The 26,849-nt window shown below is 44.5% G+C and carries 26 protein-coding genes and 3 pseudogenes; 14 read left to right on the top strand and 15 right to left on the bottom strand.

Translation table 11 applies throughout. The features are described from left to right. The 4 genes and pseudogenes from QUA97_RS12765 to QUA97_RS12750 form a co-directional block, all read left to right on the top strand. Positions 1-318: pseudogene (locus tag QUA97_RS12765) on the top strand (hypothetical protein); the annotation flags it as partial. A gap of 170 nt (positions 319-488) precedes the next feature. Next, a complete protein-coding gene (locus QUA97_RS12760; RefSeq protein ID WP_332966526.1) occupies positions 489-698 on the top strand; it encodes a DUF2997 domain-containing protein in 210 nt (69 codons plus the stop codon). 41 nt (positions 699-739) lie between these two features. Next, positions 740-1,126 carry a DUF1257 domain-containing protein gene (locus QUA97_RS12755; RefSeq protein WP_193974477.1) on the top strand — a complete coding sequence of 129 codons (387 nt, stop codon included), beginning with the start codon at positions 740-742 and terminating at the stop codon, positions 1,124-1,126. Between the two features lie 77 nt (positions 1,127-1,203). Next, complete coding sequence (locus tag QUA97_RS12750) at positions 1,204-1,671, top strand: ferredoxin (RefSeq protein WP_194071125.1); 468 nt, start codon at positions 1,204-1,206, stop codon at positions 1,669-1,671. A gap of 78 nt (positions 1,672-1,749) precedes the next feature. Here QUA97_RS12750 and QUA97_RS12745 read toward each other — a convergent pair whose 3' ends face one another. The 10 genes and pseudogenes from QUA97_RS12745 to QUA97_RS12700 all read right to left on the bottom strand — a co-directional run bounded on the left by QUA97_RS12745 (position 1,750) and on the right by QUA97_RS12700 (position 9,837). Continuing rightward, a complete protein-coding gene (locus QUA97_RS12745; RefSeq protein WP_194062788.1) occupies positions 1,750-2,031 on the bottom strand; it encodes a YiaA/YiaB family inner membrane protein in 282 nt (93 codons plus the stop codon). Between the two features lie 221 nt (positions 2,032-2,252). Then, positions 2,253-2,675, bottom strand: a complete 423-nt coding sequence (locus QUA97_RS12740) for a hypothetical protein (RefSeq protein ID WP_194071126.1) — start codon at positions 2,673-2,675, stop codon at positions 2,253-2,255. Beyond that, entirely contained in the window at positions 2,672-3,394 is a 723-nt protein-coding gene (locus QUA97_RS12735) for a DUF433 domain-containing protein (protein WP_333194770.1), read from the bottom strand. Before QUA97_RS12735 ends, QUA97_RS12740 begins: the two co-directional genes overlap by 4 nt. A gap of 254 nt (positions 3,395-3,648) precedes the next feature. Continuing rightward, positions 3,649-4,728, bottom strand: a complete 1,080-nt coding sequence (locus QUA97_RS12730; protein WP_333194769.1) for a hypothetical protein — start codon at positions 4,726-4,728, stop codon at positions 3,649-3,651. Positions 4,729-4,840: 112 nt separating this feature from the next. Next, entirely contained in the window at positions 4,841-5,818 is a 978-nt protein-coding gene (locus QUA97_RS12725; RefSeq protein ID WP_333194768.1) for a hypothetical protein, read from the bottom strand. A gap of 57 nt (positions 5,819-5,875) precedes the next feature. After that, complete coding sequence (locus tag QUA97_RS12720; protein ID WP_194071130.1) at positions 5,876-6,244, bottom strand: hypothetical protein; 369 nt, start codon at positions 6,242-6,244, stop codon at positions 5,876-5,878. Between the two features lie 61 nt (positions 6,245-6,305). Beyond that, positions 6,306-6,890: pseudogene (locus QUA97_RS12715) on the bottom strand (hypothetical protein); the annotation flags it as partial. Between the two features lie 5 nt (positions 6,891-6,895). Beyond that, a complete protein-coding gene (gene ltrA, locus QUA97_RS12710; protein WP_194071131.1) occupies positions 6,896-8,713 on the bottom strand; it encodes a group II intron reverse transcriptase/maturase in 1,818 nt (605 codons plus the stop codon). A gap of 583 nt (positions 8,714-9,296) precedes the next feature. Beyond that, the gene (locus QUA97_RS12705; protein WP_194071132.1) at positions 9,297-9,434 is read right to left on the bottom strand and encodes a hypothetical protein; all 138 of its coding nucleotides are present in this window, start codon (positions 9,432-9,434) and stop codon (positions 9,297-9,299) included. A gap of 136 nt (positions 9,435-9,570) precedes the next feature. Next, a complete protein-coding gene (locus QUA97_RS12700) occupies positions 9,571-9,837 on the bottom strand; it encodes a hypothetical protein (RefSeq protein ID WP_194068932.1) in 267 nt (88 codons plus the stop codon). A gap of 73 nt (positions 9,838-9,910) precedes the next feature. On the opposite strand from QUA97_RS12700, the gene QUA97_RS12695 reads away from it, so the two are divergent. The 6 genes from QUA97_RS12695 (at position 9,911) to QUA97_RS12670 (ending at position 12,998) form a co-directional block, all read left to right on the top strand. Continuing rightward, a complete protein-coding gene (locus tag QUA97_RS12695) occupies positions 9,911-10,066 on the top strand; it encodes a hypothetical protein (protein WP_333194767.1) in 156 nt (51 codons plus the stop codon). 25 nt (positions 10,067-10,091) lie between these two features. After that, complete coding sequence (locus QUA97_RS12690; protein WP_172189318.1) at positions 10,092-10,415, top strand: helix-turn-helix domain-containing protein; 324 nt, start codon at positions 10,092-10,094, stop codon at positions 10,413-10,415. A gap of 16 nt (positions 10,416-10,431) precedes the next feature. Further along, a complete protein-coding gene (locus tag QUA97_RS12685) occupies positions 10,432-11,121 on the top strand; it encodes an ImmA/IrrE family metallo-endopeptidase (RefSeq protein WP_333194766.1) in 690 nt (229 codons plus the stop codon). An 86-nt stretch (positions 11,122-11,207) separates the two neighbouring features. Continuing rightward, the gene (locus QUA97_RS12680) at positions 11,208-12,050 is read left to right on the top strand and encodes an ATP-grasp domain-containing protein (protein ID WP_333194765.1); all 843 of its coding nucleotides are present in this window, start codon (positions 11,208-11,210) and stop codon (positions 12,048-12,050) included. Between the two features lie 62 nt (positions 12,051-12,112). Beyond that, positions 12,113-12,610: a hypothetical protein gene (locus QUA97_RS12675; protein WP_333194764.1), complete on the top strand. Its 498-nt coding sequence runs from the start codon at positions 12,113-12,115 to the stop codon at positions 12,608-12,610. Continuing rightward, positions 12,600-12,998, top strand: coding sequence for a type II toxin-antitoxin system RelE/ParE family toxin (locus QUA97_RS12670; RefSeq protein WP_333194763.1), 399 nt, complete (start codon positions 12,600-12,602; stop codon positions 12,996-12,998). The genes QUA97_RS12675 and QUA97_RS12670 overlap by 11 nt, the downstream gene beginning before the upstream one ends. A gap of 230 nt (positions 12,999-13,228) precedes the next feature. Here QUA97_RS12670 and argS read toward each other — a convergent pair whose 3' ends face one another. Further along, positions 13,229-14,986 (bottom strand): arginine--tRNA ligase, encoded by a 1,758-nt coding sequence (gene argS / locus QUA97_RS12665; RefSeq protein ID WP_333194761.1) that lies wholly within the window; start codon positions 14,984-14,986, stop codon positions 13,229-13,231. Between the two features lie 293 nt (positions 14,987-15,279). Here argS and QUA97_RS12660 point away from each other — a divergent pair, with 293 nt between their 5' ends. The 3 genes from QUA97_RS12660 (at position 15,280) to QUA97_RS12650 (ending at position 22,019) form a co-directional block, all read left to right on the top strand. Further along, positions 15,280-15,675: a hypothetical protein gene (locus QUA97_RS12660; protein WP_194068941.1), complete on the top strand. Its 396-nt coding sequence runs from the start codon at positions 15,280-15,282 to the stop codon at positions 15,673-15,675. A gap of 830 nt (positions 15,676-16,505) precedes the next feature. Next, positions 16,506-17,897, top strand: a complete 1,392-nt coding sequence (locus tag QUA97_RS12655; protein ID WP_194068944.1) for a malic enzyme-like NAD(P)-binding protein — start codon at positions 16,506-16,508, stop codon at positions 17,895-17,897. Between the two features lie 282 nt (positions 17,898-18,179). Beyond that, a complete protein-coding gene (locus QUA97_RS12650; RefSeq protein WP_333194760.1) occupies positions 18,180-22,019 on the top strand; it encodes a PAS domain S-box protein in 3,840 nt (1,279 codons plus the stop codon). 182 nt (positions 22,020-22,201) lie between these two features. Here the strand turns inward: QUA97_RS12650 and QUA97_RS12645 are convergent, their stop codons facing one another. The 3 genes and pseudogenes from QUA97_RS12645 to QUA97_RS12635 all read right to left on the bottom strand — a co-directional run bounded on the left by QUA97_RS12645 (position 22,202) and on the right by QUA97_RS12635 (position 25,664). After that, entirely contained in the window at positions 22,202-22,684 is a 483-nt protein-coding gene (locus QUA97_RS12645; RefSeq protein WP_194068948.1) for a GNAT family N-acetyltransferase, read from the bottom strand. Between the two features lie 91 nt (positions 22,685-22,775). Continuing rightward, positions 22,776-23,265: pseudogene (miaE, locus tag QUA97_RS12640) on the bottom strand (tRNA isopentenyl-2-thiomethyl-A-37 hydroxylase MiaE). Positions 23,266-23,474: 209 nt separating this feature from the next. Next, positions 23,475-25,664, bottom strand: a complete 2,190-nt coding sequence (locus QUA97_RS12635) for an O-linked N-acetylglucosamine transferase, SPINDLY family protein (RefSeq protein WP_333194759.1) — start codon at positions 25,662-25,664, stop codon at positions 23,475-23,477. Between the two features lie 99 nt (positions 25,665-25,763). Here QUA97_RS12635 and QUA97_RS12630 point away from each other — a divergent pair, with 99 nt between their 5' ends. Beyond that, positions 25,764-26,426: a glycoside hydrolase family 108 protein gene (locus QUA97_RS12630; protein ID WP_194009441.1), complete on the top strand. Its 663-nt coding sequence runs from the start codon at positions 25,764-25,766 to the stop codon at positions 26,424-26,426. On the opposite strand, the gene QUA97_RS12625 is transcribed toward QUA97_RS12630, so the two are convergent. Continuing rightward, positions 26,405-26,608 (bottom strand): hypothetical protein, encoded by a 204-nt coding sequence (locus QUA97_RS12625; RefSeq protein WP_194068952.1) that lies wholly within the window; start codon positions 26,606-26,608, stop codon positions 26,405-26,407. The two genes, QUA97_RS12630 and QUA97_RS12625, sit on opposite strands and share 22 nt — an antisense overlap. Positions 26,609-26,849: the final 241 nt, after the last annotated feature.

Here is a 26,849-nt window from a genome sequence, read left to right as displayed (position 1 = left end):
AGAGGGGGAGAGGGGGAGAGGGGGAGATTGGGAGATTGGGAGAGTGGGAGAGGGGGAGAGGGGGAGATTGGGAGATTGGGAGAGTGGGAGAGGGGGAGAGGGGGAGAGGGGGAGAGGGGGAGATTGGGCAAAATCCTTCTTCTACCCTCGAACCTCAACATCCACCCATTACATACATCAATTACATCCCTTACGTCCGCTACACAATCCGTTGCCGAACTTCCTCGCTCTAAAATCGAAAATCTCAAATATAAAATCTCAAATCCATTGACTGATGTCACGATGTACGCGAAACTTTACATAACACTGACGTATTGATCCCACCTATTAATAAGTTCTGTTAAGTTGTGACTCAAAACCTATCAATTAGTCAAAATTGATATAGTGGCGAGTCAGCCAACTCTCAAGAAGCGACTTCAGGAGGCATCGTACCAAGCTTGCTGGCGTCGGTGTCTGATTTCATCGTTCCTATTCAGTCAGCCCGGATTATGGAAACACTAGAATTTGTGATTTATCCAGATGGCCGCGTACAGGAAACAGTCACCGGCATTGTCGGTGCTTCCTGCGCTGAGGTAACTGCTGCTATTGAAGCCCAGCTTGGCGTGGTGCTTCATCAAGAGTCAACATCTGAATATTTCGCGCTTGCGCTCAATCAGTCAGCCGAAGCGACGGCCCAGGTGGCTTTTAGCGATTGGTAATCTTTTTTGTTGAGTTCACTTAAATTTTTTTTGGAATCACCATGTCACACTTTAGCCAAATTAAAACCCAGATCCGCAATTTGAATTCTTTGGAAGCTGCTTTAACTGATTTGGGTATCGACTGGAAGTCGGGCCCGACTGAGGTGCGCGGCTATCGCGGCCTCACCAGCACTGCTGAGGTGGTAATCGAGCAAGAAAACGGCTATGACTTAGGTTTTAGCTGGAACGGGACTGAGTATGAATTGGTGGCCGATTTGCAATTTTGGCAGCAAGCTTGGTCTGTAGACCGTTTTCTGAATAAGGTGACTCAGCGCTATGCTTACCATACTGTGGTTAATGAAAGCGCTAAGCAGGGTTTCCAAGTTTCTGAGCAAAAGCAAAATCAAGACGGTTCGATCCGCTTGGTGGTTCAGCGCTGGTGTGCTTAAAAATTTTTCGAGATTTTTGCAATCTTGTCTCATCAAAGTCCGCCTGCGCGGACTTATTTACTATTGTGGGGGTCTAAATGTCTGAGCTTTCTGGACTCGGAATAGATACAGCAAGCGATCGCACTGGTTTGGAGCCGGAGTTGGGCGGATTTTTGCGGGATGCGCCCGATCGCTCTGGTTTGGAACCGGAATTAGGCGGTGTGTTTCGCCAAAAAGGTGTCTATGTTGATGAGATTACCTGCATTGGCTGCAAGCACTGCGCTCATGTTGCTCGCAATACTTTCTATATTGAGCCGGATTACGGGCGATCGCGCGTAGTTCGACAAGACGGGGATTCTGAAGAGTTGATTGCTGAGGCGATGGACACTTGTCCGGTAAATTGCATTCACTGGGTTGACTACACCGAACTCAAGAATCTGGAAGAAGAACGCAAGGATCAGGTGATTCCTGTCGTTGGTTTTCCCGTAGATATGGCTACGGTTCAGGCAGGCATTCGCCAGCGCCAACAAAATAAGGGCGATCGTAAGTCCAAAGGTAGCCATTGAAATCCGCAGGTTTTAACCTCAAGCTCAAAAAAAACAGCCCGCCCGGGCTGTTTGTCGTATATATTGTATAATTAAAATTCATTTGAGAGGATGATGTTCCGCGAGAATTTTCTCAACTCTCGCTTCGTCGATTCTCGCAGTCAATCTTGTTGACTCATTGTTATCGCGAATGGTTTTTGCTAAAGTAAAAGACGAGCCAACCGAAAAAGTTAAACCCATACCCATAAAAGCTTTTTGCCAAGGATCTACCTGTAAATAAATCACACCAACAGTAGTTGCAGAAATGGCAACAATAAAAGAAACCCAGCACTGAAGAATCCAAGCATTAGTATCTTTTTGACGTACAATTTGTTGTGACATAATCTTTAAGCCCCAAATATATCTTTTGGTTGATTAACTTATAGAATAATGAGCGTGAATGAAGCGGTCAGGAGAACAAAGGACAGTTTCTAGAAGTGCACAGGGCGATCGGGCTTTTCACTAAAAACTACAACCCTGTAGATAGGTTTTCATACTCTCTGAGCCTGGAAGGGAGTAGACAGTTTATAAACTGGACTAATCGAGATTAACTTTAAGATAATTTACTCACTGGTTTTAGGGAGGATTCTCAAAAGTTCCTTTTGGTTTTTGCAGGGCTTTACCAAACCAGACTGGTACACCTTAGCAATAAAAGGTGCTTGATTCCCCCGAATAAATCCTTTCATATTTTCTAAGGCATTTACAAAAGCTTGTGCGACTACAACTCCAGAAACATCGCCACCCACAAATGCAAACAGCCGTACATTACCTTGAGCCACAGCCAATAACTCCAAAGGACGACTAGCAATTTTCTTGTCCTTTGTAAGTACAACCCAATTGCTTTCTCCAACTATCCTCAGCCAATCCTCATCCTTCATATTTTTAATAAAATGATCGTCGTGAATTTCTACTGTCGCCCCCGCATTTCGTAATGAATCTGCCAGTTTTGTTCCTAAACATCGATCGATGAAAAATATCTCATTCATGCTACTAGCGGAAGTTCGCAGCGAATACCTTCCTCTATTTGGAGCCGATCGCAATTATAGTCCTCAGCAAGTTCATCGATGGAATCCCCAGCTTTGTAACGTTCTGCCAGCATAGCTGTGGGAATGCCAGTTCCAGCCAAAACAGGGCGGCCAAAGGAGATTGTGGGGTCAATCATCACTGTTTTAGGTTCGTCGGAACCTGGTAGCTTCGTGAAAGGGAAGAGTTTGATAGGTAATCCAGCTTCATCTCGTACAATGCGATCGAAATAAATGTCTAGAATCTGCCTCGCTTCCTGTTCCCTGCCGGAGGCTACAAGCTTCTGTCCGCATCTCTCAAACAAAAGAGCAATTCCCTCGACTTGAAACTCAATTCGAGCGTATAAGTGAGGAGTCGAAAGATGACGGTGGATGTAGTCGAGTTCAGTGCTAAGTTGTTTTCGGGAGAAGCCAGTAGCCTTAACAATAGCAATCAACACATGAGCCTCTACCAAATTGGTAAAAGAAAGTAGTCTAGTTTTGGACTGGGGCAGCAGTTCAAGATTATCGTGTTGAGGTAACTCAATCAACGGCTCAAAGAAGTGCTTGTCCGTTTTTGTTTGCGAGTACCAGCCAACAACCCAATGTCGCAACATATCTCTTCGCAGCCTGAGATATTGTGCTGCTTGAGGGATAGAATATATCGGAATATCCCGCAGTTCAAAGTTGTTAGTATCAAGCATAGCACTTACCTCCAGCCTAAATACTTATATTTTTGCACAAGAAGCGGGCGATCGCAAAAATCTCTCCCGACCATACCCAGATACCCAACTTCTTCAAGAAATCGGGTATCTAAAGCAACCTAATTAGCTCCTAAAAGAGACTACGGATTATACCATTTTTCTTTCATATGTGGTATAGATGAAGTCTTAGCTCCCCCCCGAACTCGCGGGGGGTTGGGGGGAGTAATATCTAGCGCTACTTTATGAAATTGGTATTACTTATTTTTCTGCTGAGTCTTAGCTTGTTCGATCGCAATTTCCCTCACAGCTTGGAAAGAACTCAAATTCGACGAACCCTCAATCGCCTTCACAGCCAAATCTTGAACCTGTTTCAAAGCAGAATCAAGTTGCTGTGACAAACTAGCAAGCCGCGCATCTTGATTTTGAATAGTCTGCAACATCCCTTGAATTTGCAGTTCATAATTTTGCTTTTGTCCTTCAAGATCTTTAGCCAACAAATCCGCCTTAACCTTAGCTTGATAATTGCCAATATTGCGACCAATATCTTTCCCATTCTTGATATTAGCTTCCAGTTCCTTCGGGAAAACTTCCACCTTAGCCTTAACATCCGCAGACAGTTTTTCCCGTTCCGAAATAGCTTTTTCGCGTTCCGCCCACTGTTTCTCCTGTTCCTGGCGAAACTCTTCAATTTCTTGATAAAGCCTTTGCTGGCGCTGTTCGTATTCTTCGATATCCAGATTTCGCTGAAGATTCAGATCGTAATCATACAACTCCTCATCCCGGCTGCGAGCTTTTTGCTGATTATCATTACGTTCTGTAACAGTCAACTTTTGCAATTCCTGCTCTTTTTCCCAAGCCAGCCGCAGTTCCAACAACTCCTGTTCAACAGTTTCGCGTCGTTCGCTGAGTTCGTCAGTAAAAGTTTTCGCACTTTCTTCGTACTGCTGAATTAAATTATCCAGCGTATCTTCCGCAACATCTTCTAAACTGTGCAACTCTTGCAGTTGTTGAACTTCTTCCCCCACAACGCGCCGCAATTCTTCCAATTTAGTAGCTTCGGAAGTTAACTTTTCAGACAACTCGCTGACAGCGCCGCCAAAGCCAAATTGCAGCAAAATCAGATTATCGATTGTGGACTGCATTTTTTGTTGAGTTTGAGTTAAAACCATTGATTTTTGTGCCTCCACAATAAGTTTTTCAGGAACTGCTGCTTGCTTTGGGGAAGCATTTAGCTGTTTGATTTGCAATTCTAATGCAGCTTTTTCTTGCGCGGCTTCCTTGTACGCTTCTAAGATTTCAGCCTTGGTGCTTTTGTCGCTAACTTTTTTGTTCATAGCTTTTGATTTGTTAATAGTTGGGCAAATTTGGTCTGGTTTCAATTCTAATTCTTAGTCCGCGAAGGCGGACTTCGTTTGTGTAGTCGCGGTTTCAACCGCCGAGTAATCTTTAAGCTTTGCTCGCAAAAGCTTTCATTGCCAAATCTTGCGCTTGCTTCATCGTAGCTTGTAGTTGCGCGGAAATCTCAGCAATTTGTTCAGTTTGCCGCGCAATAGTCTGCTGTAAAGATTGCACTTTCAACTCATATCCCTGCTTGCTTCCTTCCCATTCCTTGTCCGCTAAATCTGCCTTGACTTTAGCTTCGCGGGAAACTTCTTGAATAGCTTCTTCTTTAGCTTTCATATAAGCCTGTTTGAGTTCTTCTTCAAATCCAGCAGCTTTCCTTTGATTCTCTTCAAACTCCGCTTGATTGTCGCTGAGGGCTTTTTCTCTTTCCGCCCAGTTTTTGTCTTTTTCGCGGGTAGATTCTTGCAATTGCCGTTCTAGTTTGCGCTTCGTTTCTTCGTATTCGTCGGTTTCAATTTTGCGATCGCGCTGCAATTCGTATTGATAATCGGCTGTTTCCTGCTGGCGCTGTTTAGTTGTGAGTGCAGTTTGTTCTTGAAATGCTGCATCAAATTCTTGCTGTTCTTTTTCCCAAATCTTGCGCTTTTGGGTTGTATCTTTTTCCAGGACTTCGCGCTGATTGGCGGCGTTTTGTTCGAGGAGTGTCAGTTTTTCCCGGTGCTCTTGAGTTAAAATGTGGAGAGCATCTGCTACAACTCTAACTTGCTGCAACTCTTGCAATTGTTCGGCTTCAATTTCGATCGCCCGTTTTAATTCATCTAATTTCGCAGATTCCGCCTTCAGTTTTTCCGAAAGTCCGCTGGTGATGCTACCGAAATCTAATTGCAAGTCTGCCAAGCCTTTAACAATACTGTCAATTGTGTAGGTAGAAGCAACTTCTAGGAGTTGTTTGCTTTTGGCTTTTTCGGCTGACTGTTCCTTAGTTTCGACTTTAGATTCAATCTTTTTTTTGTCTGCTAAAATCTGCTGAAAATTTTGCAAAATCTTGGTTTTGCTATCTTTGGCTGTTGCTAGTGTCATAAGGTTTGTTGCTCCTGATTCAAATTTTTGCAGGGTTGGCTTGTGAGACGTTTTTAGCTATTCTAAGTTCCGCAGTTGGCTGAGAATAGCTCGGTATTCTTTGGCTGCATTCGGTGGAAAGTCGGGATTATTGCTGTCTAGAGATTTGAGAATTTTTTGACAGCGATCGCACCGATTGCTTTGCCAGCATTCGCACTCCTCAACTATACTTAAAAGCGTGTTTTTTAGCAGTTGATTTTCCGAAAGCAAAGCTCGGTAATTCCGCCGGATAGATTCGGCAACTAAAGTCATGTGCTGGAAGTCTTCGGTAAGACTTTCGATATCGTTGACTGTATCATCCCGAATGCGATCGAGCATCTCGAAATTCTCTCTCAAACGGCTTTCTTGCAGGTTTGGTTTGGTTTTGATTTTAGTGACTTTTTTCATTTTACTCTTCCTTGTCACAGTTACGAAAAAAGCGCGATTTAATCGCGCCTTTTCCACAAAATTAGAACAAGTCAGCAGTTGCTCTATCTTCCGCTGGCGGTAGCGACATACCGCCGTTAGAATTCAAAGCAATAGCATCGGTTTCACCGCTAGTGTGAGCGGCCATCAAGGACGCAACTTGTGCTGCTGGTAGGTTATCTAAACAGATCATAGCCCTGGTTCCTTCTAAGTCAATCATCCGCGATTGATTGCTCGGATCGGACAAAACTGCTGCTGCTTGATCGATAACTGCCCAATCTCCGCGTTCGTTCCAAGACCATTTCAAGCTGTAGTAATTGATCGGTTTGACTACTCCGCTATCATCTGGTTTCTGGCCGGAATGCTTGACAAATTCTGGAACGAAAATCCCGGTTGCAGGCTCTACGCCGCGAGATTGAACTGATGCTACCAAGCGGTTAAAATCGTTCAAGCTGCGGTTTTTTATGTATGTCACCATGACAACTCCTTGCGGCAATTCGCCACTTTCTGCGACGAACCACAGTTGACCCCACAATGTGTGCGAAGTTTGACCGAGGGAACCGAAGAATTTGGAGAATTTGAGGATTGTCATAGAACACTTGGAACCGTAGTCGGTGTCGCCGATCGATTAAACTAAGCAATCCCGTCACCGGAACTACTCGTCTCCAGAACCGTGCGTGAGAGTTTCCCCTCACACGGCTCCTCAGTGAAACAGCCATTGTCATAGGTACTGGTTGCGTGTTGTTTATCATGGCAGTGTCCATGCAGTAATTCCAGATTGGAATACCTATTGTTGCTTCTGTTCTTGTCTTTGTGATGCACTTCTAACACATCGCTTTCCCAGAAGTAATGACCACAATGGGTACATTTGTTCCTTTGTTGTTTTAGCAAGGTTGCTATTACTTTGGGAACTCCTGGTACTCCGCCTAATCTTGAACTCCAATATTTTAGGTTTCCGTCGAATGGGCTTGCTTCGCCTCGGACTTTTACGTGCCTAACGATGGGTGTTTCTTTATGCAGTTTAAGAACTGCATTGATTTTTCCATCCTGTGAGCTAGCGAACTTCATAGCCCCATCAACTTTATGCCAATATTTGCTCTTTGTCCAAGATCTAGATTTATCAGAGTGTCTTCTGTGCGACCATGCTACTAGCTTCCAGAACATCCGGTAATCAAGGGTGTTTAAGGTTTGAGAACTTGCCACGCCTGAATAATAGTTTGCCCAACCTGTGATTATTGGATTCAGATGATGAATCAAGCTATCAGCAGGTGCTGCTTTGTGGGTGTCAATTATTCTGGCAATGTCATCGTAATGTTCTTTTACCTTCTTCTTACTAGGGGTTATAAAAGTTTTGAACCCCAGCTTAGTGCCATACCTGTCGTGAGCTGTCTTGTATTTTCCAGCTTCATATTGTCGAATGTTAAATCCAAGAAAATCAAATCCAGGATTATTTGCATCGACTTTGTTTAGGGTGTGGCATATCCTTGTTTTGGTGTCTTTTAGCTCTAGACCCATTTCTTTCAACCACTCTGATATCAGTTGTTGGCATTTGTAGATAACTTCTAGACTTTCGTGCATTACCACAAAGTCATCGGCGTATCTGATTACATACGCTTGAGGAGTGTATCCAATGTAGGTTTGGGTTTTCTTTCCGTTTTCCCTACCGTATTTATAATGCACCTTTCTTGGAAATGCTTTCGTGATTAAGTTTTCTAAACCATGTAAGGCAATATTTGCCAGTAGTGGCGAGATTACACCTCCTTGGGGTGTGCCTTCATTGGTTGGAAATAATCTTTCTCCGTCCAGCGTTCCTGCTTTGAGCCATGATTGTATCTGGCGTCTAAGGCTAGGAAATGTTCCAATTTTACTGATAAGAGCGTTGTGGTTGATTCGGTCAAAACATTTAGCGATATCAGCATCCAGGACGTATTTGTCCCCTTTGTTGATAACGTTATAGATTTGTCCAATGGCATCATGGCATGACCTTCCCGGTCTGAATCCGTAAGAGTTAGGCTCAAATTTTGCCTCCCATTCCGGTTCAAGCGCTAGTTTTGCTAGTGCTTGTAATGCTCGGTCAAACATTGTAGGTATTCCGAGCGGGCGTTTTTCGTCAGTCCCTGGTTTATCTATATAGACTCGCCTAGTGGGATTGGCTGTGTTTCCCAACTTCAGATTGTCAACTAGGTTTAGACGTTGCTTTGGGGTCAGCGATTTTACGCCATCCACACCAGCCGTCTTTTTGCCACGGTTGTCTTGAGTTACCCTTCTGACTGCTAAGCATTTTGCAGACCAAGATTTCAACAGAGTTTTTTGAAGCTTTCTAACTGCCTTGACATCTCCACGCAATTCAGCTCTGTAGATTCGTTTTTGCAACTTGTAAACCCGACGTTCTAGTAAACGCCAATTGAGTTTATTCCATTCCAACGTAGTCTTGAAACTCGTATTAGACATATTCATTGCTAATTACAACTCCACAATCTGTATCACCGTGAGTCCGTCTGCTTATCCTTGACATTACTCAAGGCTTTTGCTTCTGACTCAATCTCACTCAACCGCGTCCTTGGATTATCTCCGAGATGTTGCGTCTTAGCTGACTACTCTGCCTATTCGACCTTGCAGAGAGACATCGATTGAGTTACTTCGTTCCTAACAACCTTTGGTTGAATCTTTAGGGTGGTGCTCTTCTACCGGAGCAGATAGTACAAACTCAAGTTAATGGTACAACTTAAGTATCTTAATGCTCATGGTCTTTTGACCCCAGTGTGTCAGTCTATTTCACTGGTTAGCTGGTAACGATAGTTACACACCTTTGCTTGCGCTACCCATAGATTCTTGCTAGTCGGGATTGTCTATTAGACTTAGACTTACCGCCGTTTATTCCCGCTTTAATGATTGATGGCTAGTCGCTACATTAGGGAATATGCTTTCATTTCTTGTACCGGAAAGGAGGGGCTTACACCCTCAAGGTTGTTAAGTTGTCAAGATTCAAAACTGAATCTTGCCTCTCGTCCCTAAAATGTTTAAAACATTTTATTTAGAGAGAACGAATCGCACCCCACTGGCCACTTTGGCAATTATTGCGGACGGCGATCGGGATTTCTGGTACTAGCAAAGCATTGCTCGGTTTGGCACCAAATACTGAAAATGTAGGTCTTTCTTTTGTAGTAGTCATTGTTGTTTTTCCTTAGTTCTTTATTGATTTACAGACAATTGGGAATTGGTAATTGGGAATTGGTAATTGGCTAATTCTCCCCATCTCCCCATCTCCCCATCTCCCCATCTCCCCATCTCCCCATCTCCCCTTCCGATTACCGAATAAGATGTGTTGTGGCTTTTGGTTCTGGATATTTGTACTCAAGCATCGCCTCTTGTTGAGCTTTGATAATCCGCAGGGCGGTGAGCAAATGCTCTAAGGTTTCTAGGTGGGCTGGGGTGAAGTGGATGCTGAAGCCTTCGCCATCCCGCGCGTAGCCCGGACAAACCAGTGAGGCTGAGCTTTGTTCTTCGTGGGTGGCGATGTATAGCCAGTCATCGTCTTCGAGCTTGTAATGCGTGTCTGTCCAGGTTCTCAGCATTTGCGATCTGCTCCTCCTTATTTGCTGCGTACAAGCGTTTTGATGCCCAGCGCTTCTCACTCCTCTTAAGTTGATGGCGCTATATGTAGTTGTTTTTGCTGGGATTATTCCACTTTTAACCCTACCAGTGCTGGCAGGAGAGTTGATTAAACCGTCAACTCTCCTCATGGTAGCGCGGGTTGATTTTCCCGTCAAGTATTTTGTTGAAGTTTTCATCAAAACAGGCTAGAATGCTTGTCAGGAGGCGAAAAACCGTGGAACAAACATTTGGAAGACTGATCCGTCAAGCTCGCAAGGATAAGGCTTACTCACAACGTGAGCTTGCTGCTATGCTAAGTGTGGATTTTACTTATTTGTCGAAGTTGGAGAACGATCGCGCCGATTATGCGCCAAAAGAGGACGTAATTCGAGCATTGGCGCGGAATCTCGATATTAACGAAGAGGAACTGATTTTTCTGGCGGGGAGACTGCCTCAGCAGTACGAAGCGCTGCTGAAGCAAAATCCGAAGGAAATGCAGGCTCTTTTCCGCCGGATGCAAGAAAATCCAGATTGGCTCAAACAATCTTTTGAAGCGTAAGAGAGGCCCCTGAAGCGTGAGTATTTTTAAACCGTATTGCTTCTATCCCAAAGAATCGATCGAGCGTTTGGCTTCGGACATCCTGATGCAGATGCAGAAAACGCAAAAGTTTGCTCCGAAATGGCCTTTTGAAGCGACGACGGTTGCTGATTTTCTGGATTTGGGCGTAGTTTGGGACTACATTGAGCCGGATGAAGAAGGTGCGATCGCCGCCAGGATTTTACCCCAGCAGCGGTTAATCGAAATCAACGAATTGATTCTCGAAAAACCGCCGGGGTTCATCGAATCGACGATCGCCCACGAAATCGGCCACTGGGTGCTGCACGTCAATCAAGACGAAGCAGACGGTACTGTGGAACAGTTGGAACTCAATTTGGGCGATCGAGGAAAAACAGCGTCTGATGTCGAAGAACCGTTTGTCTGTCGGGGTGCGATCGCGAATACAAAAATTGCGTCGATCGAATGGCAAGCCCAATATTTTGCAAGCTGTTTGTTAATGCCCCGAGTTGTTTTGGAAGATAAAAGAAAGGGACGCGATTTAACAAAATGGTCGCACTTATACAAAATGAGAGATGAATTGGGAGTCAGTATTTCCAACTTGACAAACCGCTTGCAAGAATTCGATTGGATTTACATTCCCAAGGGAACGCGCGAGATTTATGCCGGGAAAGATGCGGCAAACGGGCAACAGCGGTTGTTTGGATAAAATTTGATTCAATTTGAGGTTTGAGATTTGGAAGCGATTCTCTAATCTCAAATCTTTAAAATTACTTTCTAATTCAGTTACATTTTATGCTAACCAATATTGAAATCCTGCTGGCAGCTTGTGAGGAATTAAATATCCCTTGCGAAATCCTGCATCCTACCCAAAACTTGATTAGAATCAAACACGGCGGCGAAGAATATTATTTTGTCAATTACATGACGCCATTTAACAGCGCGTCAGCAGCAGAGATTTTTAAAGACAAAGAATATACCTATCAAATATTAAACGGCAAGATCAATACTCCCAGAACTCTCGGTTTTGTCTCGCCTCACTGCGAGGAGAAGTATAAAAAATATTTAACTTTTCCAGATATTGAATCAATAGTGTTAGCCGCAAACAAAAATTTCTCTTTTCCGGTGATTCTCAAAAGAAATCGCGGTGCTGGTGGCAACAATGTTTTTTTGTGTAAAACTATAGAGCAAATTAAAGCAGCCCTAGAAATTATATTTAACGTCAACAGCAAAGATTATGACTATGTGGCGCTAGCTCAAGAATATATCGAAATTGCCCGCGAATATCGGGCTGTCTTCTGCAAAGAAAAGCTAGTTTTGCTGTACGAAAAAGACAAATCTCAGGCTGAATTTGCGGGGAATTTAAGCCCGCTGCACTGGGAAGGTGCAAAAGCCAAACATATAATTAATCCTGCTCTCATGTCGGAGATTGAAGATTTTGTTAAACCTGTTTTTGATGAAATGGCGATTAATTATGCGGGGCTTGACATTGCGCTAGATAAAAACGGACAATATTGGTTGATTGAAATTAACTCAAGTCCCAATTACGATATTTTTGTGAGAGATAACGATCGCCAAATTGTCGTAACAATGTTTAAAGGTCTTCTGGAGAGCTTGATTGTTCACAAAAAGCCGTAAATGCTCGATTTGAGGAATGCGCTACAATTTACTAAATCCAACTCTTAAAAAAAGCAAAAGCAATGACAGCACAATTGTTAGAAATAGAAGGTACGTGGGAAGAAATTCTAGCGCAAGCGGCAAACTTTGCTGGACGCAGAGTCCGCATCATCGTTCTTGCTAACGAAGATGAAGAAGCACTCCCATCTCCAGAAGAAAGTTTTCGACAAGCATGGCTAGAAATAAAGACAGGAAAAACTAGACCTGTATCAGAACTGTGGGATGGAATTGATACAGCGATCGACATGATGCAGTCTCTGCCAGAAACTTTACAGCAGCAACTAGCGGAATACTTGAAAGAGTATATCGCAGACTTAAAAGATGAGCTTCAATGGGACGAATCTTTCAAGAAAACGCAACCGCAACTTGTGGCTGCTGCTCAACGCGCAAAACAAGAAATTGCTCTTGCTGACGAACCTTTGAAGTCAGCAGAAGAGTGTTTTCGCCAAGGATGGAAGGAAGCAATGACAGGGCAGACTGTACCGCTTTCTGAACTGTGGGATGGAATTGATGCAGAATAACCCTCCTTTAAGGCAGATTATACCTACACGAGAATTTCAACGCGACTTGCGGGTTCTCTCTAAAAAGTACCGCCATATTCGATCGGATGTTCAGCCCATCATTGAAAAACTGCAAGCTGGAGAGTTGCTGGGAGTTCCGATACCTGGGACTGGTTACGAGATATTTAAGGTGCGTGTTAAAAACAGCGACATTCAAAAAGGAAAAAGCGGCGGATATAGATTTATTTACTATCTTCAAACAATGACGATGGTAATCTTGATTGCCATTTATTCAAAATCAGAACAATCAGATATTGCATCCGATCGGATTTTAGCAATTATCAGCGAATTTAACGAGTTGATTGAAAATCCAGGAGAAACGACAGAAGAAATACAAGATAAGGACTAAAGTTTATAATTAATTAAATTCAAATCTTGAAAAAAGGCAACGGAGGACACGGCAGTGCCGTGTCCCTACCCCAAAATAATCATGAGCACTCGATGAGAGATGTCACCATTGCCAGATTAATTGTAGGGAAACGGCACTGCCGTGTCCTGATTTTGGGTAATATAACTTCCGGCTGCATAGGTATTGTTCAAGATTTTGGAAGGACTAAAGTCCTTACTACAAACTTTAGATTACATCCTCTCCAATACCTTAATCCCCAACAACTCCAAACCCAACTTCAAAGTCCTCGCCGTCAAATCGCACAAAACTAACCGCGAAGTCCGCAACGGTTCCTCAGCTTTCAAAACCGGACATTGCTCAAAAAATTGATTGAACTTTTGACTCAATTCAAACAAATACTGACAAATTCGATTCGGCAACAAGTCGCCGTCCACAGCATTGATAACTTCATTGAACTGCAATAAATGCTTTGCCAATACTAACTCGGCATCTGACTGCAAAATTACTTTTGCACCTGCATCTAAGTTATCAAAATTAATTTCTCCTTTGCGGCGAATTCCCTGCACGCGCGCGTAAGCATAGAGCATATAAGGAGCGGTATTTCCTTGCAATGCGAGCATTTTGTCGTAACTAAATACATAGTTGCTGGCGCGGTTTTGACTCAAATCTGCATACTTAACTGCACTCAAACCAACTACGCGACCTACGTTAGCTATAAACTCTTCCGTTTCGTGTCTTTCCTCTTCTTCTAATCTCTTTTTCAAACCTTTGCGGAAACGGACGATCGCCTCATCGAGCAAATCTTGCAGCCGCACTGTGTCGCCAGAACGAGTTTTTAATTTTTTGCCATCTTCTCCCAATACTAAACCGAAGGGAACGTGGACAATTTCGACATCTTCGGGAATCCAACCGGCTTTTCTGGCTACGGCAAATACTTGGGCAAAATGGTTGGCTTGTCCTGAATCTGTGACGTAAATGATGCGCTTTGCATTGTCGTTTTGGATGCGGTAGCGGATGGCTGCTAAATCTGTTGTGGCGTAATTGTAGCCGCCGTCGGTTTTCTGGACAATTAGCGGCAGGGGTTCGCCTTCTTTGTTGGTAAAACCTTCTACAAATACGCATTTTGCGCCGTCGCTTTCTACTAACAAACCTAAGTTTGTTAAATCTTCGACTACTGCGGGTAATAATGGATTGTAAAAGGATTCGCCGCGTTCGGTTAATTTGATATCGAGCAAGTCGTAGATTACTTGGAATTCGCGGCGGGATTGATCGCACAGCAGTTTCCAAGCGCGGCGGGTGTCTTCTGCGCCTGCTTGCAGTTTTACTACTTCTTGGCGGGCGGTTTCTTTGAAGGTTTCGTCTGCGTCGAAGCGCTGTTTTGCTTGGCGGTAAAATGCCACTAAATCGCCTAAATCTAGAGCGTCAGCGGTTGTTAATGCTTCGGGGTGAACTTCGCGCAAGTAGGCGATCAGCATCCCGAATTGGGTGCCCCAGTCGCCGATGTGGTTGATTCTGAGTACGTCGTGGCCTTGAAATTTGAGGATGCGGGCGATCGCATCTCCGATGATTGTCGATCGCAAATGTCCGACGTGCATTTCTTTGGCGATATTCGGGCTCGAAAAGTCGATCGCCACTCTCTGAGGCGTTTTCACCGGTTCAATCCCCAAACGAGTGTCGGCGGCGATCTCACTTATTTGCGCTTCCAAATACGCTGGTTTCAGCTTCAAATTGATAAAACCGGGGCCGGCGATTTCTGGGGTTTCGCAGATGTCGGCGATGTCGAGATTTTCGATGATTGTAGAGGCGATCGCCCGCGGGGGCTTGCCTAACTTTTTGCCCAAACTCATCGCTGCATTGCACTGAAAGTCCCCAAACTTGGGGTTTCCCGCAGCGGCTAGCATCGGATCTGTACCCGCATAACTCTCGCCGAATGCGGAGGTGAAGGCTTTTTCAAATCTGGTTTTTAACTGTTGGGCGATCGAGTTCATCTTTAATATTTTGATTGGATATTTATTTTAAACGCTAGGGGTTGAGGTCGATCGCAACTTTTAGCTTTACTGCTGGGGGGATTTCCCCCTCGATAATATTTTCTATCCTGACCTCAATCACAGCGTTTCGTATCTTAGACTACAGATTATCACAATGCCGATCGCCAAACAAACCTGTCAAGATCACATATAGTCAACGATCGCGATCGCTAAATAATTTTGTTAAATCGCTTACATTAAGGTATGTTAAAATTTTTTCAATGCTCCCAAAAATCCTACGAAAGGAAGTAGTTATGTTATCTCAACCTGTTTTTGGCGATCGTTCTCTGACACAAGCCTTCGATCGAGCAGTAATCGATCGCTTCGATGAGCCTCTGAGTCTTTCAACTCAAGCACTATTAGAAGATTGCACCCTCGGCTTCGCCACTTGTCCCGAAGGAGTCAAAACCTTTTTCATCATCGCGCCGAGTCTGGATGTAGCAGACGAACTAATTCAAAGAATCGACAGTATTTTAGATCGAGTTGTCGAACTCATGGCTGGAGTCAGACAAGTTGGCCTGTGCATCTTTCCCACCGACAGCGAAGACGAGCAACCTGTCGAACTCCCAAACTCCGAAAAAGTTCCCCCCGATTGTATTGCTTGCAAATTCTTTACTGTTATTTGTGCGGATGCTGCGAACGATCGCTAAAATTGACAGTTAGCAACCAGCAAATCGCTGCGATCTGCCCAAGCTGTGCAGCGTGCAGGCATCGCATAGATTGCTTGTTAGTTCAGTTGCTGGAATCTAGAGGGCAAATCGTGCAGGTAATTCGATCGAAATCAACATTTCACTCGCTATAAAAGAGTGTTAAACAAGTCGGGAAAATTAATATATAAAAGGCTCGCTTGTCAGTCGCTCTGATTTTTACCTGCAGGCTCAAACAGCCGTGCATCTACTTTTTAGCTCCACCATCAAAGCCGCTAAAACGCCGCATAAAATTTCCGGGTGTCTCGCTTCAAAAGACAGTTGAGAGTTAGTAGAGCCTTTCGATCTCTCCTATGAGGTATAGGGCATAGGCCAAACCGGGCATAGGGCATAGGGCGTACCTCACCACGCGATATATCGTTAGTAGTTAGTAGGGTGCGTCAGTCCCGATTTTTGACACAATTCAAACACTTTGAAACTGACGCACCTTACGGCGATATATCGCTAGTAGTTCGTAAGCTGTTGTGCATTTAAATTGTAGATTTTGATGACAATCAAAAATTGTCAAATTCTCTCCCCCGATCCCCCTCTCCCCCTCAATTGCCATACACAATCTATATGAGCAACAGCTTAGGGTGCGTCAGTCCCGATTTTTGACACAATTCAAACAGGTTGAAACTGACGCACCCTACGGCGATATATCGTGCGATCGCTCTGCCGCGATCGGAGAATTTGTTAAAAATTTAAGTTGAAAATTTTAATTATTAAATTTTATGTCTAACATGGGCGATAAAATCTAAGATTGAAATTCTCAAATCTCAAATTAAGCCATCATGGTAAAACTGACACCGAACCCCAGCTTTAGTTTAACGATTCGCGTTGCTCTGCCGAACCAGCCGGGAATGCTCGCTAGCGTCACCAGCGCGATCGCCTCTGTCGGCGGCAACTTCGGAGAAATCGACTCGATCGAGCAAACCCGCGCCACTACAGTTCGCGATATCACCGTCGATGCTTCGAGCACCGAGCACGCCGAAGAAATAGTCCAAGCCGTGAAAGCGCTACCGGATATCAAAGTGCTCGACGTGTACGATCGCACTTTCCACTTGCACCGAGGCGGAAAAATCAGCGTAGAAAGCAAAATTTCCCTCAAACGCCAGTCTGATTTGGCAATGGCCTACACCCCCGGAGTCGCCCGCATTTGTACTGCGATCGCCAAGGATCCGCAACAAGTTTACAACCTCACAATCAAACAAAATACTGTTGCCATTGTTACCGACGGCAGCGCAGTTTTAGGACTGGGAAACCTGGGGCCAGAGGCCGCCCTGCCGGTCATGGAAGGCAAAGCTATGCTGTTTAAAGAATTTGCTGGAATTGATGCCTTTCCTATCTGTTTGAATACTCAAGATACCGAAGAAATTATTCGCACGGTGCAGAATATTGCCCCGGTTTTTGGGGGAGTGAATCTCGAAGATATTTCTTCTCCCCGCTGTTTTGAAATCGAAGCAAGATTGCGGGAAACTTTAGATATTCCAATTTTTCACGACGACCAGCACGGCACTGCAATTGTCAGTTTGGCAGCACTAATTAATGCCTTGAAAATTGTCAAAAAAACCCTCGCCCAAGTGTGTATCGTGATTAACGGTGCCGGTGCGGCCGGAGTCGCGATCGCCCGCTTGCTGCGCCAAGCAGGTGCCGAAAATATCATCATGTGCGACTCCAAAGGTATCCTCTCCAAAGACCGCACGGACATGAACCCAGAAAAACTAGAATTTGCTGTGGCCAAGGGCGGTACTTTGGCAGATGCGATCGCCGGTGCGGATGTATTTTTAGGCGTTAGCGCCCCCGGCGTGCTGACGCGATCGATGGTGCAATCGATGGCCGAGAATCCGATTGTTTTTGCAATGGCAAATCCCATTCCCGAAATTCAGCCAGAATTAATTATGGAGGATGCGGCAATTATTGCTACCGGACGCAGCGACTACCCAAATCAAATTAACAATGTTTTGGCATTTCCGGGGATATTTCGAGGTGCTTTGGACTGCAAAGCTAGCACGATTACGACGAGTATGTATTTGGGTGCAGCTTACGCGATCGCCTCTTTAGTCAGCCCTGAACAACTTGACAAAGAACATATTATACCGTCTGTTTTTGACGAAAGAGTTGCGATAGCAGTCGCCGATGCAGTGCAGTTGGCCGCCCGCGCCGAAGGTATCGCCCGCGATTAATTGAACGAAGTTCCGCAACGGATTCGATCGCAGATTTAACTGATGTAACCCATAGAGGGAAGTTCGGCTTCCTTAGTCGAACTTCCTTACCGAGTTATAAAAGTTACAATAAACTAGATAATAAAGATATAATTGAATCGGAGCGTCTCTGTTTTACATTTAGAGTGCTGTCCCGGCTCGCGAGTTTTACAATGAAGGCGCGCGGAACACGCTCAATAAAAAAATGCTTTTTACAAAGCCCTATATGCTCCCAATTGAATCACCCAAGTCTAGCTAAGTCAGATGCAAAGCCAGTTAGGAGAAGACCGGAGCGATCGCAGCAACCGCAACTTATTAGAACTCAGTCCGATCGGGCTAGCATTGTGCCGGACAGACGGGACTTTTCTCGACGTAAATCCAGCTTTTGCAAGTACGATCGGGCGCACAGTTACAGAAACTCTCAAGCTCAACTACTGGGAAATTCTGCAAACAGATTGCGCTGACACAAAAAACAATCGAGAAAGTCTTACTAAAAATAGCTGCACGCGATCGTGCGCCGCAGCATACAAACATAAAAATAACTATCTCGTACCCGTGCGAGTTTCCCAGCGGACAATTGAAACAGAAGGAGAGTCCGCGATTTGGCTGAGTGCGGAAGAAATTTTTAATATTCAGAATGACAATAGCGAGCCGCTGGAATCAACAGATCGCAGCAATTTAAATATAGAAAAATTGCTCGCAAAGCAGACTGCTGAACTGGCCAAAACTCAGGAACTACTCCAACAAAAAAACGCCGAACTCAAAGTGACAAAATCGCAACTGCACCACCACAGTCAGATTTTAGACCAAATTCGAGAATCGGTGATTTGCACCGATATCGACGGGTATATTACCAGTTGGAATCAAGCCTCCGAAAGGTTATACGGATATCAAGAAGATTGGGTAATCGGAAAGCATATTTCTATAATTTACCCTCCCCAACAGCAGGAATTTTTATTAGATCAAGTCATCAAACCCCTAAAAGAAAAAGGTTCTCACGAAGTAGAAATTATTACCTGTCGCCAGTCTGGAGAACAATTTGAATCGCACCTGTCCCTTTCGCTGCTAAAAGACAAGACGGGAGAAGTTATTGGGATGGTTGGTTATTTGACAGATATTAGCGATCGCCAAGCTTTAGAACAAGAATTAGCACAAAAAAAAGCACTGTTCGATAGTTTTTTGCAGGAGGCACCGGCGGGAATTTGCATTTTTGACTCGCAACTGCGGTACGTGCAAATCAATCAATTTTTAGCACAAATAAATTGCCTCACTGCCGCAGAACACCTCGGCAAGACTCTACGCGAAATAATGCCGCATATCGCTCCAATTCTAGAGCCTTTGTACGCCGAAATATTGAGAACGAAAACTCCCTTAATTAACATCGAGACGAGCGCTGAAAATCCCAGGCTGCCCGGGGTTGTGCTACACATGACAGGCTCTTATTTTCCTCTGTTAGACAAAGACGGTGAGGCGATCGGCATCGGTGCACTCGTCATTGACATTAGCGATCGCAAACAAGCAGAAGCAGCACTGGAAAAAAGCGAACAGCTTTACCGCACGATGGCAAGCAACATTCCTAACGGTGCAGTAATGCTGTTTGACCAAGAAATGCGCTACACCCTGGTAGAAGGTACAGAATTAGCAGAAATGGGGCTTTCTAAAGAATTGATGGAAGGCAAGACAATCTGGGAAGTATTCGAGTCCGATTTTTGCCGTGCCATCGAACCGAATTATCGGGCGGCGCTAGCAGGAGAAACCGTTGTTTCAGAATTTACTTACTGCGATCGCATTTACCTCGGTTACACTTTGCCAGTCAGAAACAAGCGACAAGAAATCAGCGGCGGATTGTTAATGGCTCAAAATATTACCGATCGCCATTTAGCAGAAGAAGCCCTCCGGGAAAGCGAGGAAAAATACAGGTGTATTGTCGAGACAGCCGATGAAGGAATTTGGACGATCGATGCGGAGGGTAAAACTACTTTTGTTAACCAAACAATGGTCGATATGCTCGCCTGTACGGTAGAGGAAATGCTCGGGCAGTCGCTATTTGCTTTCATGGATGCAGAAGGCATGGCGATCGCCGAAGCCAATCTCAACCGCCGCCGTGAAGGAATTAGCGAAAAGCACGATTTTAAGTTCCTTCGCCGAGACGGCAGCGACTTGTGGGCGATGGTTTCTACTAATGCCTTCTCAGACAAAGAAGGGCGCTATGTCGGGGCTTTGGCAATGGTTGCCGACATTACCGCTCGCAAGCAAACAGAAGCGGCATTGAAACAGTCGGAAGCCAAATTTCGAGCACTCTACGAATTAACCACTATAGCTGTTTTTATGTCCGATGAAAATAGTATTTACGATGTCAATAACGCCACATTAAAACTATTTGGATATACTTGCAAAGAGCAGTTTATTGGCAATCATCCGGGTAAATTGTCGCCGCCTTTTCAACCCAATGGCAGAGATTCTTCGACATTGGCGAGCGAAATGATGGATCTCGCCTTTGAGCGCGGAAACCACCGTTTTGATTGGCTGCACCGGCGCTTAGACGGTACTGAGTTTCCTGCAGAAGTTGTGCTGACAGCCATCGAAGTGGGAAATCAAAAACATATCCAAGCAGTCGTCCAAGATTTAACCGATCGCAAAGTGGCCGAAGAAACATTAGTGCGATCGGAACAATCCCTGAGACAGCAAGCTCAGCGAGAACAACTGTTGAATCAAATTGCCAACCAAATCCGCAATTCTTTGGATTTAGACACAATTTTAGTAACCGCAGTTCAAGAAATTCGCAATCTTATCCAGCTAGATTGGTGCATCTTCATTTGGTATCGCCCCAACAGCAATCCTCCGTTTTGGGAAATAGTTTGCGAAGCGAAGAATGCAGATTTGCCGAGTTTGTTGGGTACTTATGCTGTAGATGACAAATCTAGTGCCGCAGTGCAGCAGATTTTGGGCAGAAAAATTATGCGAGTTGATGATGTTAGCTTGTTTGAAGATGTAGAAGTGCGCGCAATTTTTCAGTTATTTAAAATTAACTCAGTGCTGTCGCTGCCGGTTCATACTGCTTCCGGCGATATAGGCACGATTAGCTGCTATCAGGCTGTGTCCGCGCGCCATTGGAGCGATTCGGAAGTCGAGCTGATGCAAGCGGTAACTGCTCAAATTGCGATCGCGATCGACCACGCAGAATTATACACCCAAACCCGTACAGCGGCTGAATTAGCTAGAGCTCAAACTCAACACCTAGAACAAACTTTGCACCAACTCCAACGCACCCAAACTAAATTAATTCAAAGTGAAAAAATGTCGAGTTTGGGACAGTTAGTAGCAGGTGTCGCCCACGAAATTAACAACCCGGTTAATTTTATCTACGGTAATCTCAGCTACACCAGTGAATACACTCAAAACTTGCTAAAAATGCTGCAACTTTACGAGCAGGAATACCCGCAGCCACCTGTCAGAATTTTAGAGGCGAGAGAAGAGTTTGAAATTGATTATCTTATTGAAGATTTACCGAAAATGATATCATCTATGAAGGCCGGAGCCGATCGCATCCGCGACATTGTTTTGAGCCTGCGGACTTTCTCAAGACTTGACGAAGCTGAAATGAAACAAGTTGATATTCACGAAGGCATCGAAAGCACGCTGCTGATTTTGCAAAACCGCCTGAAAAATAAACCCGATCGCCCGCCTATTAATATTGTCAAAGAATACGGTAAATTGCCTTTAGTAGAATGTTATCCCGGTCAGTTAAATCAAGTATTTATGAATTTGTTGACAAATGCGATCGACGCTGTGGAAATGGAAATTGATAATTTCGCTCGCACGGGCAAAAATCTCACAATTACGATTCGTACCGAAGTAACGGAAAATAACTGCGTGGCGATGCGAATAACTGACAGCGGCCCAGGGATGAGCGAAGACGTGCAACAGCGCTTGTTTGACCCATTTTTTACCACAAAACCAGTCGGCAAAGGCACGGGCTTAGGATTGGCAATTTCGCACTCTATTGTCGTAGAAAAACACGGCGGTCAGTTGTCGTGCAATTCTGTAGTGGGAGAAGGTGCCGAATTTGCGATCGAGATTCCGCTGCGGCAAAAAAGAAATTAACGAGTTATTTGTTATTTGTTATTTGTTATTTGTTATTTGTTATTTGTTATTTGTTATTTGTTATATCGTTTCCGGTTGCATCGGTATTGTTCAAACAGTCAACAGTCAACATCACCTGACGGTGCAACTGGAATTGATATTACATCTGTTAAATCCGTTACAAAATCCGTTGCCGAACTTCCTTATTTTATAATTTTTTTGTAAACCCGATCGCACCTTGGCGTTTCCACACCAGTCGTCGGTAAATATCCGCTATTTTCGTACATCTTAACAGCTTCCTTGAGAACGCTAGCCGTTTCGATCCAGATTTCATCAAAGCCGCGAGCCATTATTGTACTTTCCAACTCTTGCAGTAAAAACTTTCCCAAACCTTTTCGCCTTACTGCCGGCAAAATATACATTTTGCGAATTTCTACAGCATTATTACCGCGTTCAATCGGATAATAAGCGGCCGTACCCACGATTTCTTCTTGCCGTTCTACTACCCAAAATTCTCCACCATTTTTATGATAAAATAATTCGACATCATAGACATCTCGATCTGCCCCGCAAGGCTCACAGTTTAAACCGTACTCTGCTAAAATATTTTTAATTAAATTGAACGCATCCGCCCGATCGCGCGTTTCCCAGGAACGAATCAAAAAATCTAAATGTTGGGTTCTCATGGGTTGTTGAAAATTATACTTATTGGTTTGCTGTAGCAACCGTAAAACTACTGATTATTTTTGCTTTACAGTATAGAAATACACCCAACTTTTAACTGTGAATTCTCGGTTCAGGATAAAGACTTGCCAGCAACTGACTTTCTAACAATGATAATTCCTCCAGCCGTTCTATCACCAAAGGGCGATCGAAATAAGTTGTTGCTAAAATCCAATATATCCCATAATGGCGCGCTTGCCTTCGCCATTAAACTGCGGTAAAACTTAGCTAATTCGATTTGGGCGGACAAACCGGCACCGTAGGGAGGCGCAGCCAAAGGCCCCAAAGCGATACCGCGCTGTTCCAACCGCTGGTTGACTTGATCGAAATGCTCTAATTCTTCCCTGGCGATCGCTGTTAGCATCCTCACCAACTTTTCCCGCGCTGGATAGCGAAACATTAAATTTAACGCTACTCCCGCCGCTTTCCGCTCGCAGTGAGAATGATCTAACAAAATTGTATCCAAATGGGCGATCGCCTGTTCCACCCAAGCTTCCGAAGTCGGCTGTTTCAAAAACTTAATAGTTGGCAGTGTTAAACTCATATTATTTTAGATTTTAGATTTGAGATGAGGAATGATATCGTTGACCTTTGCATCGCAAGGATAGGCAACCGAGGACACGGCAATGCCGTTTCCCTACCCAAAAATAATCCATCTTCCTTGATTAAAAATGTAACCATCGCCCGATTAATTGTAGGGACACTGCCTTGCCGTGTCCTAGTCCCTGCGCCGGACACGGCACTGCCGTGTCCCTACTTTTCAAAATTGATTTTACACAGTTTTTCAAACACCCCATACATATCACCAGCAAACTTTTTAGGATTCCACAGCGGCGACAAATTAGCTGGGTCTTTAGACTTCATCAAATGCGCTTGAATTGCCTGTCTCAAATCACCATTTTTACCCAATTTTACACCCATATCCACATATTCCTCCCAAGACTGAGCCGCGCCAGTTTCCATCCCCAAAACCTGCAAAAACGAATAACCCATTCTCGACAAAAATTGCTCTCCGGTACGAGTCACCACAGGCAAATTAAACCACAAAGCCTCTAAAGTGTGAGTTCCTCCATTGTAAGGATAGGAATCCAACAAAACATCTGCCAGCAAATAGACAATTCTGTGCTCTTCCTCCGTAGCAAACCTCGGCAAAAACTTAATTCGGTGCTTGCTGACTCCTTCAGCTTCGCAAGCTTGATGATACGCAGCCTCAAACACCGCAGCATCGCCCAAAGCTTTGTGAATTAAAACGCTGTTCGGCACTTGTTTGAGAATCGCAACTTGTGCTTTTACTAAGTCGCGATTAAATTTTCGGCCCGGAGCGACGCACAGGTAAACTATCTGATCCAAACCGATCCGATTCGACCTTCTCAATGCCACCGGATCGACTCCGTACCTCTGAAAACCTGACACCGCTACAAAAGAATCTGGCATCCTAATTAGCTGTTCGTCATAATATTTTTCGCGACCTTCTGGGTGCGAGTGCCAGTCTGTAAGAAAGTAATTTTCCGAGGATATGTAAGGTGCATCAAATCCCAACCAAGAAATACAAACTGGTGCTGTTTTTTGGTAGAGAATGTCTGCGTGAATCGGTACGCTGAGAGAATCTAAATCGACTAAAACGTCTAATTCATCTTGCTGAATTTTGGCGATAATTTCTGCAGAATTGGCAAGTCCGTTCGGGTAAGTTTTGGGGAAAGTCAGTTTGCCAATTTTTTCAAATTCCTGAGTGCGATCGTCTGGGACAATTCTTTCGGAAGCGTATAAATGCAAGTTGGGTGTGATGCCGGACAATTCGCGAATGATGTCAGTGCTGCACCAACCTACAGAATGGCGGCTGAAGTGATTGGATAAAAAGCCGATTTTTAACTTGCTACCTGGGGTTTTTGGTTGGTAACTGTAATTTGCAGGTTGAGGAAAATTAGGTTTGATACATTTGTCAACGTACTTTTTGGCAATTAATCTGTAAAGTTGAGAGTTGGCTGCCAAGTCATCTCGCAGATAGGGCGTGCTGAATAAGAAGTTTGCATAAAGCGATTTAATTTCTACCGAACTTGCCGTTTGTAAGTTTTGCTGCAAGTAGGATTCTAATTCTAAAAATCGATCGCCTGCAATTTGATTCAATCCCGATACTTGATAGGTGCTGACGAAGTAAATCGCCGTCATAATCGGATCGGTTTCGGCGCACATTTGGCTGTATGCGTGCACGGCTTGCCGCGCGGCTGCTAAATTGCTAGTATCTCTGAGGATGCCGCACAAATGTTGGTGGGCTGAAATAAAATCGGGTTTAATTTCTAGGGCTTTTTGCAGGTTGGGTATGGCGTCTTTAAATTTGCCTTGGTGGCGCAAAATTATGCCAATTTGACAGTATGCTTCGGGTAAATCGGGTTTTAATGCGATCGCCCGCTGCCATGCAGCCACAGCCTCATCTAGCTTTCCCTGCCGCGCTAATTTATCTCCCAAATTTATGTAAAAATCTACCTGAGCCAGATGGGGATTGAGTTCGAGAGCTTTTTGTTCGTAGGCTACAGCAGCATCAAACTGCCCTTGCTGCTTCATCGCCCCTGCCAAATTCCAGTAAGCAGCGGCCAAAGTTGGTTTGAGTTCGATCGCCTTTTGGTAGTTGACAGTCGCCTCCACCAAACGCCCTTGCTTGTAGAGCATACTGCCCAAATTAGCATAGGCCTCAGCAAAATCGGGATTCAGGGCGATCGCCTCCGAATAAAACCGCATCGCTTCCTCAATTTGGCCGCTGGCTTGCTGCACGTTACCCATTGTCACGTAAGCCGCCGCGCAATCCGGTTGCAATTCCAGAGCTTGGCGACAAGCAGCGACTGCTGCTGCTAAATCGCCTTGGGAGTAATAGGTTTCTGCAACGACTGTCAGCGATGCAGCATCTTCAAATTGGGGTGTTTCGGATTGGTTGCGAAAATCGGAATTCATTTGGCGGCCTATCTGTGCTATCAAGTTAAAGGTTGAATCTATATTATTTTGCAGAGTACCAGTTTTACCGGAATTACGCGCGATCGTCACAGAGAATTTATGAGCGACAAGCAAGCGACACAGCACCAACCTAACATCAAGTGGAAGCCAAACCTCCTGCTGGGGATACTCTTGTTAGCCTTAGCAATCCCCTTGCCTTTTGCCCAAAAGACTCTCGCACAACAGCAAACAGCGAACTTTCGGCAGCGAGTATTTCAAACTGCTCTTTATTTCACCTTATATTTTGAGGGTGGATTCAGCAATCACCCAGCCGATAAAGGCGGCAGAACCTATCGGGGCATCCTGCAAACAGAATACAACTCGTACCGCTACAGTCGCGGGCTGCCGCCCCTTGACGTGACGCAAATGTCGGAAGCAGAGCTCCTAGAAATTTATAAATATTACTGGGATTCTAGTCTTTCGGGAACTATGCAGCCTGCTTTGGCGATCGTCATGTTTGACACCGCAGTTAATTTCGGTATTAACAATTCTATTACATTTTTGCAGCAAGCTTTAGGATTGCCCCAAACTGGTATTTTTGATTCGCGCACCAGGGAAGCATTGAAAGTCGCTAATAACAAAAATACAGCGCTACAAATGATTAACGAACGGATTATTTACCGTTACAAACGGGTGCAAGAAGATCCGAGTCAAATGGCTTTTTTTAGGGGTTGGCTGAGCCGCGATTACAGTTTGTGGGGCTACGTAAACAAGATTAAGTAGTTGGCAGTTGGCAGTTGATTGTTGGCAGTTGGCAATTCGGAATTACAATCAACAAATAACAAATTGCTCGTTACTTTCGCTCTGCCTGGTAATGCAGGTGCGGAGGAAGAGCCTCCTTCTATCTCGCGGCTTCTGGAGAGAGGACTGTAGGAAGTGCTTAAGTTATACCATTTTTCTTTCATATGTGCTATAGATGAAGTCTTAGCCCCCCCGAAGTCGCGGGGGGGGTTGGGGGGGTAATATCTAGCGCTACTTTATGAAATTGGTATTATTAAGTTTTCGATCCTTAGATAAGAAAAGACTGTAGGAAGTGCTTAAGTTATTAAGTTTTCGATCCTAAAATGCTAGTCAATTGAACATAAACCGCCTATAACAGAAACATAAAAACAAAACCTATAGCGGCTGCACGAGTAACTTAAACCA

The sequence above is a fragment of the Microcoleus sp. CZ3-B2 genome (assembly GCF_036705055.1).
Taxonomy (GTDB): Bacteria; Cyanobacteriota; Cyanobacteriia; order Cyanobacteriales; family Microcoleaceae; genus Microcoleus.
The sequence above is the reverse complement of the archived record's forward strand: the minus strand, read 5'-3'. Positions and strand labels throughout refer to the sequence as shown.

Coding starts and splice junctions, on each gene's coding strand:
- QUA97_RS12670 (WP_333194763.1), top strand. CDS start 12,600: ATGCAGAATAACCCTCCTTTAAGGCAGATTATACCTACACGAGAATTT.
- QUA97_RS12730 (WP_333194769.1), bottom strand. CDS start 4,728: ATGAACAAAAAAGTTAGCGACAAAAGCACCAAGGCTGAAATCTTAGAA.
- QUA97_RS12675 (WP_333194764.1), top strand. CDS start 12,113: ATGACAGCACAATTGTTAGAAATAGAAGGTACGTGGGAAGAAATTCTA.
- QUA97_RS12625 (WP_194068952.1), bottom strand. CDS start 26,608: ATGAAAGAAAAATGGTATAACTTAAGCACTTCCTACAGTCCTCTCTCC.
- QUA97_RS12635 (WP_333194759.1), bottom strand. CDS start 25,664: ATGAATTCCGATTTTCGCAACCAATCCGAAACACCCCAATTTGAAGAT.
- QUA97_RS12745 (WP_194062788.1), bottom strand. CDS start 2,031: ATGTCACAACAAATTGTACGTCAAAAAGATACTAATGCTTGGATTCTT.
- argS (WP_333194761.1), bottom strand. CDS start 14,986: ATGAACTCGATCGCCCAACAGTTAAAAACCAGATTTGAAAAAGCCTTC.
- QUA97_RS12720 (WP_194071130.1), bottom strand. CDS start 6,244: ATGAAAAAAGTCACTAAAATCAAAACCAAACCAAACCTGCAAGAAAGC.
- QUA97_RS12695 (WP_333194767.1), top strand. CDS start 9,911: ATGGCGCTATATGTAGTTGTTTTTGCTGGGATTATTCCACTTTTAACC.
- QUA97_RS12735 (WP_333194770.1), bottom strand. CDS start 3,394: ATGCTTGATACTAACAACTTTGAACTGCGGGATATTCCGATATATTCT.
- QUA97_RS12630 (WP_194009441.1), top strand. CDS start 25,764: ATGAGCGACAAGCAAGCGACACAGCACCAACCTAACATCAAGTGGAAG.
- QUA97_RS12760 (WP_332966526.1), top strand. CDS start 489: ATGGAAACACTAGAATTTGTGATTTATCCAGATGGCCGCGTACAGGAA.
- QUA97_RS12755 (WP_193974477.1), top strand. CDS start 740: ATGTCACACTTTAGCCAAATTAAAACCCAGATCCGCAATTTGAATTCT.
- QUA97_RS12645 (WP_194068948.1), bottom strand. CDS start 22,684: ATGAGAACCCAACATTTAGATTTTTTGATTCGTTCCTGGGAAACGCGC.
- QUA97_RS12725 (WP_333194768.1), bottom strand. CDS start 5,818: ATGACACTAGCAACAGCCAAAGATAGCAAAACCAAGATTTTGCAAAAT.
- QUA97_RS12700 (WP_194068932.1), bottom strand. CDS start 9,837: ATGCTGAGAACCTGGACAGACACGCATTACAAGCTCGAAGACGATGAC.
- QUA97_RS12705 (WP_194071132.1), bottom strand. CDS start 9,434: ATGACTACTACAAAAGAAAGACCTACATTTTCAGTATTTGGTGCCAAA.
- QUA97_RS12750 (WP_194071125.1), top strand. CDS start 1,204: ATGTCTGAGCTTTCTGGACTCGGAATAGATACAGCAAGCGATCGCACT.
- QUA97_RS12740 (WP_194071126.1), bottom strand. CDS start 2,675: ATGAATGAGATATTTTTCATCGATCGATGTTTAGGAACAAAACTGGCA.
- QUA97_RS12655 (WP_194068944.1), top strand. CDS start 16,506: ATGGTAAAACTGACACCGAACCCCAGCTTTAGTTTAACGATTCGCGTT.
- ltrA (WP_194071131.1), bottom strand. CDS start 8,713: ATGTCTAATACGAGTTTCAAGACTACGTTGGAATGGAATAAACTCAAT.
- QUA97_RS12660 (WP_194068941.1), top strand. CDS start 15,280: ATGTTATCTCAACCTGTTTTTGGCGATCGTTCTCTGACACAAGCCTTC.
- QUA97_RS12650 (WP_333194760.1), top strand. CDS start 18,180: ATGCAAAGCCAGTTAGGAGAAGACCGGAGCGATCGCAGCAACCGCAAC.
- QUA97_RS12680 (WP_333194765.1), top strand. CDS start 11,208: ATGCTAACCAATATTGAAATCCTGCTGGCAGCTTGTGAGGAATTAAAT.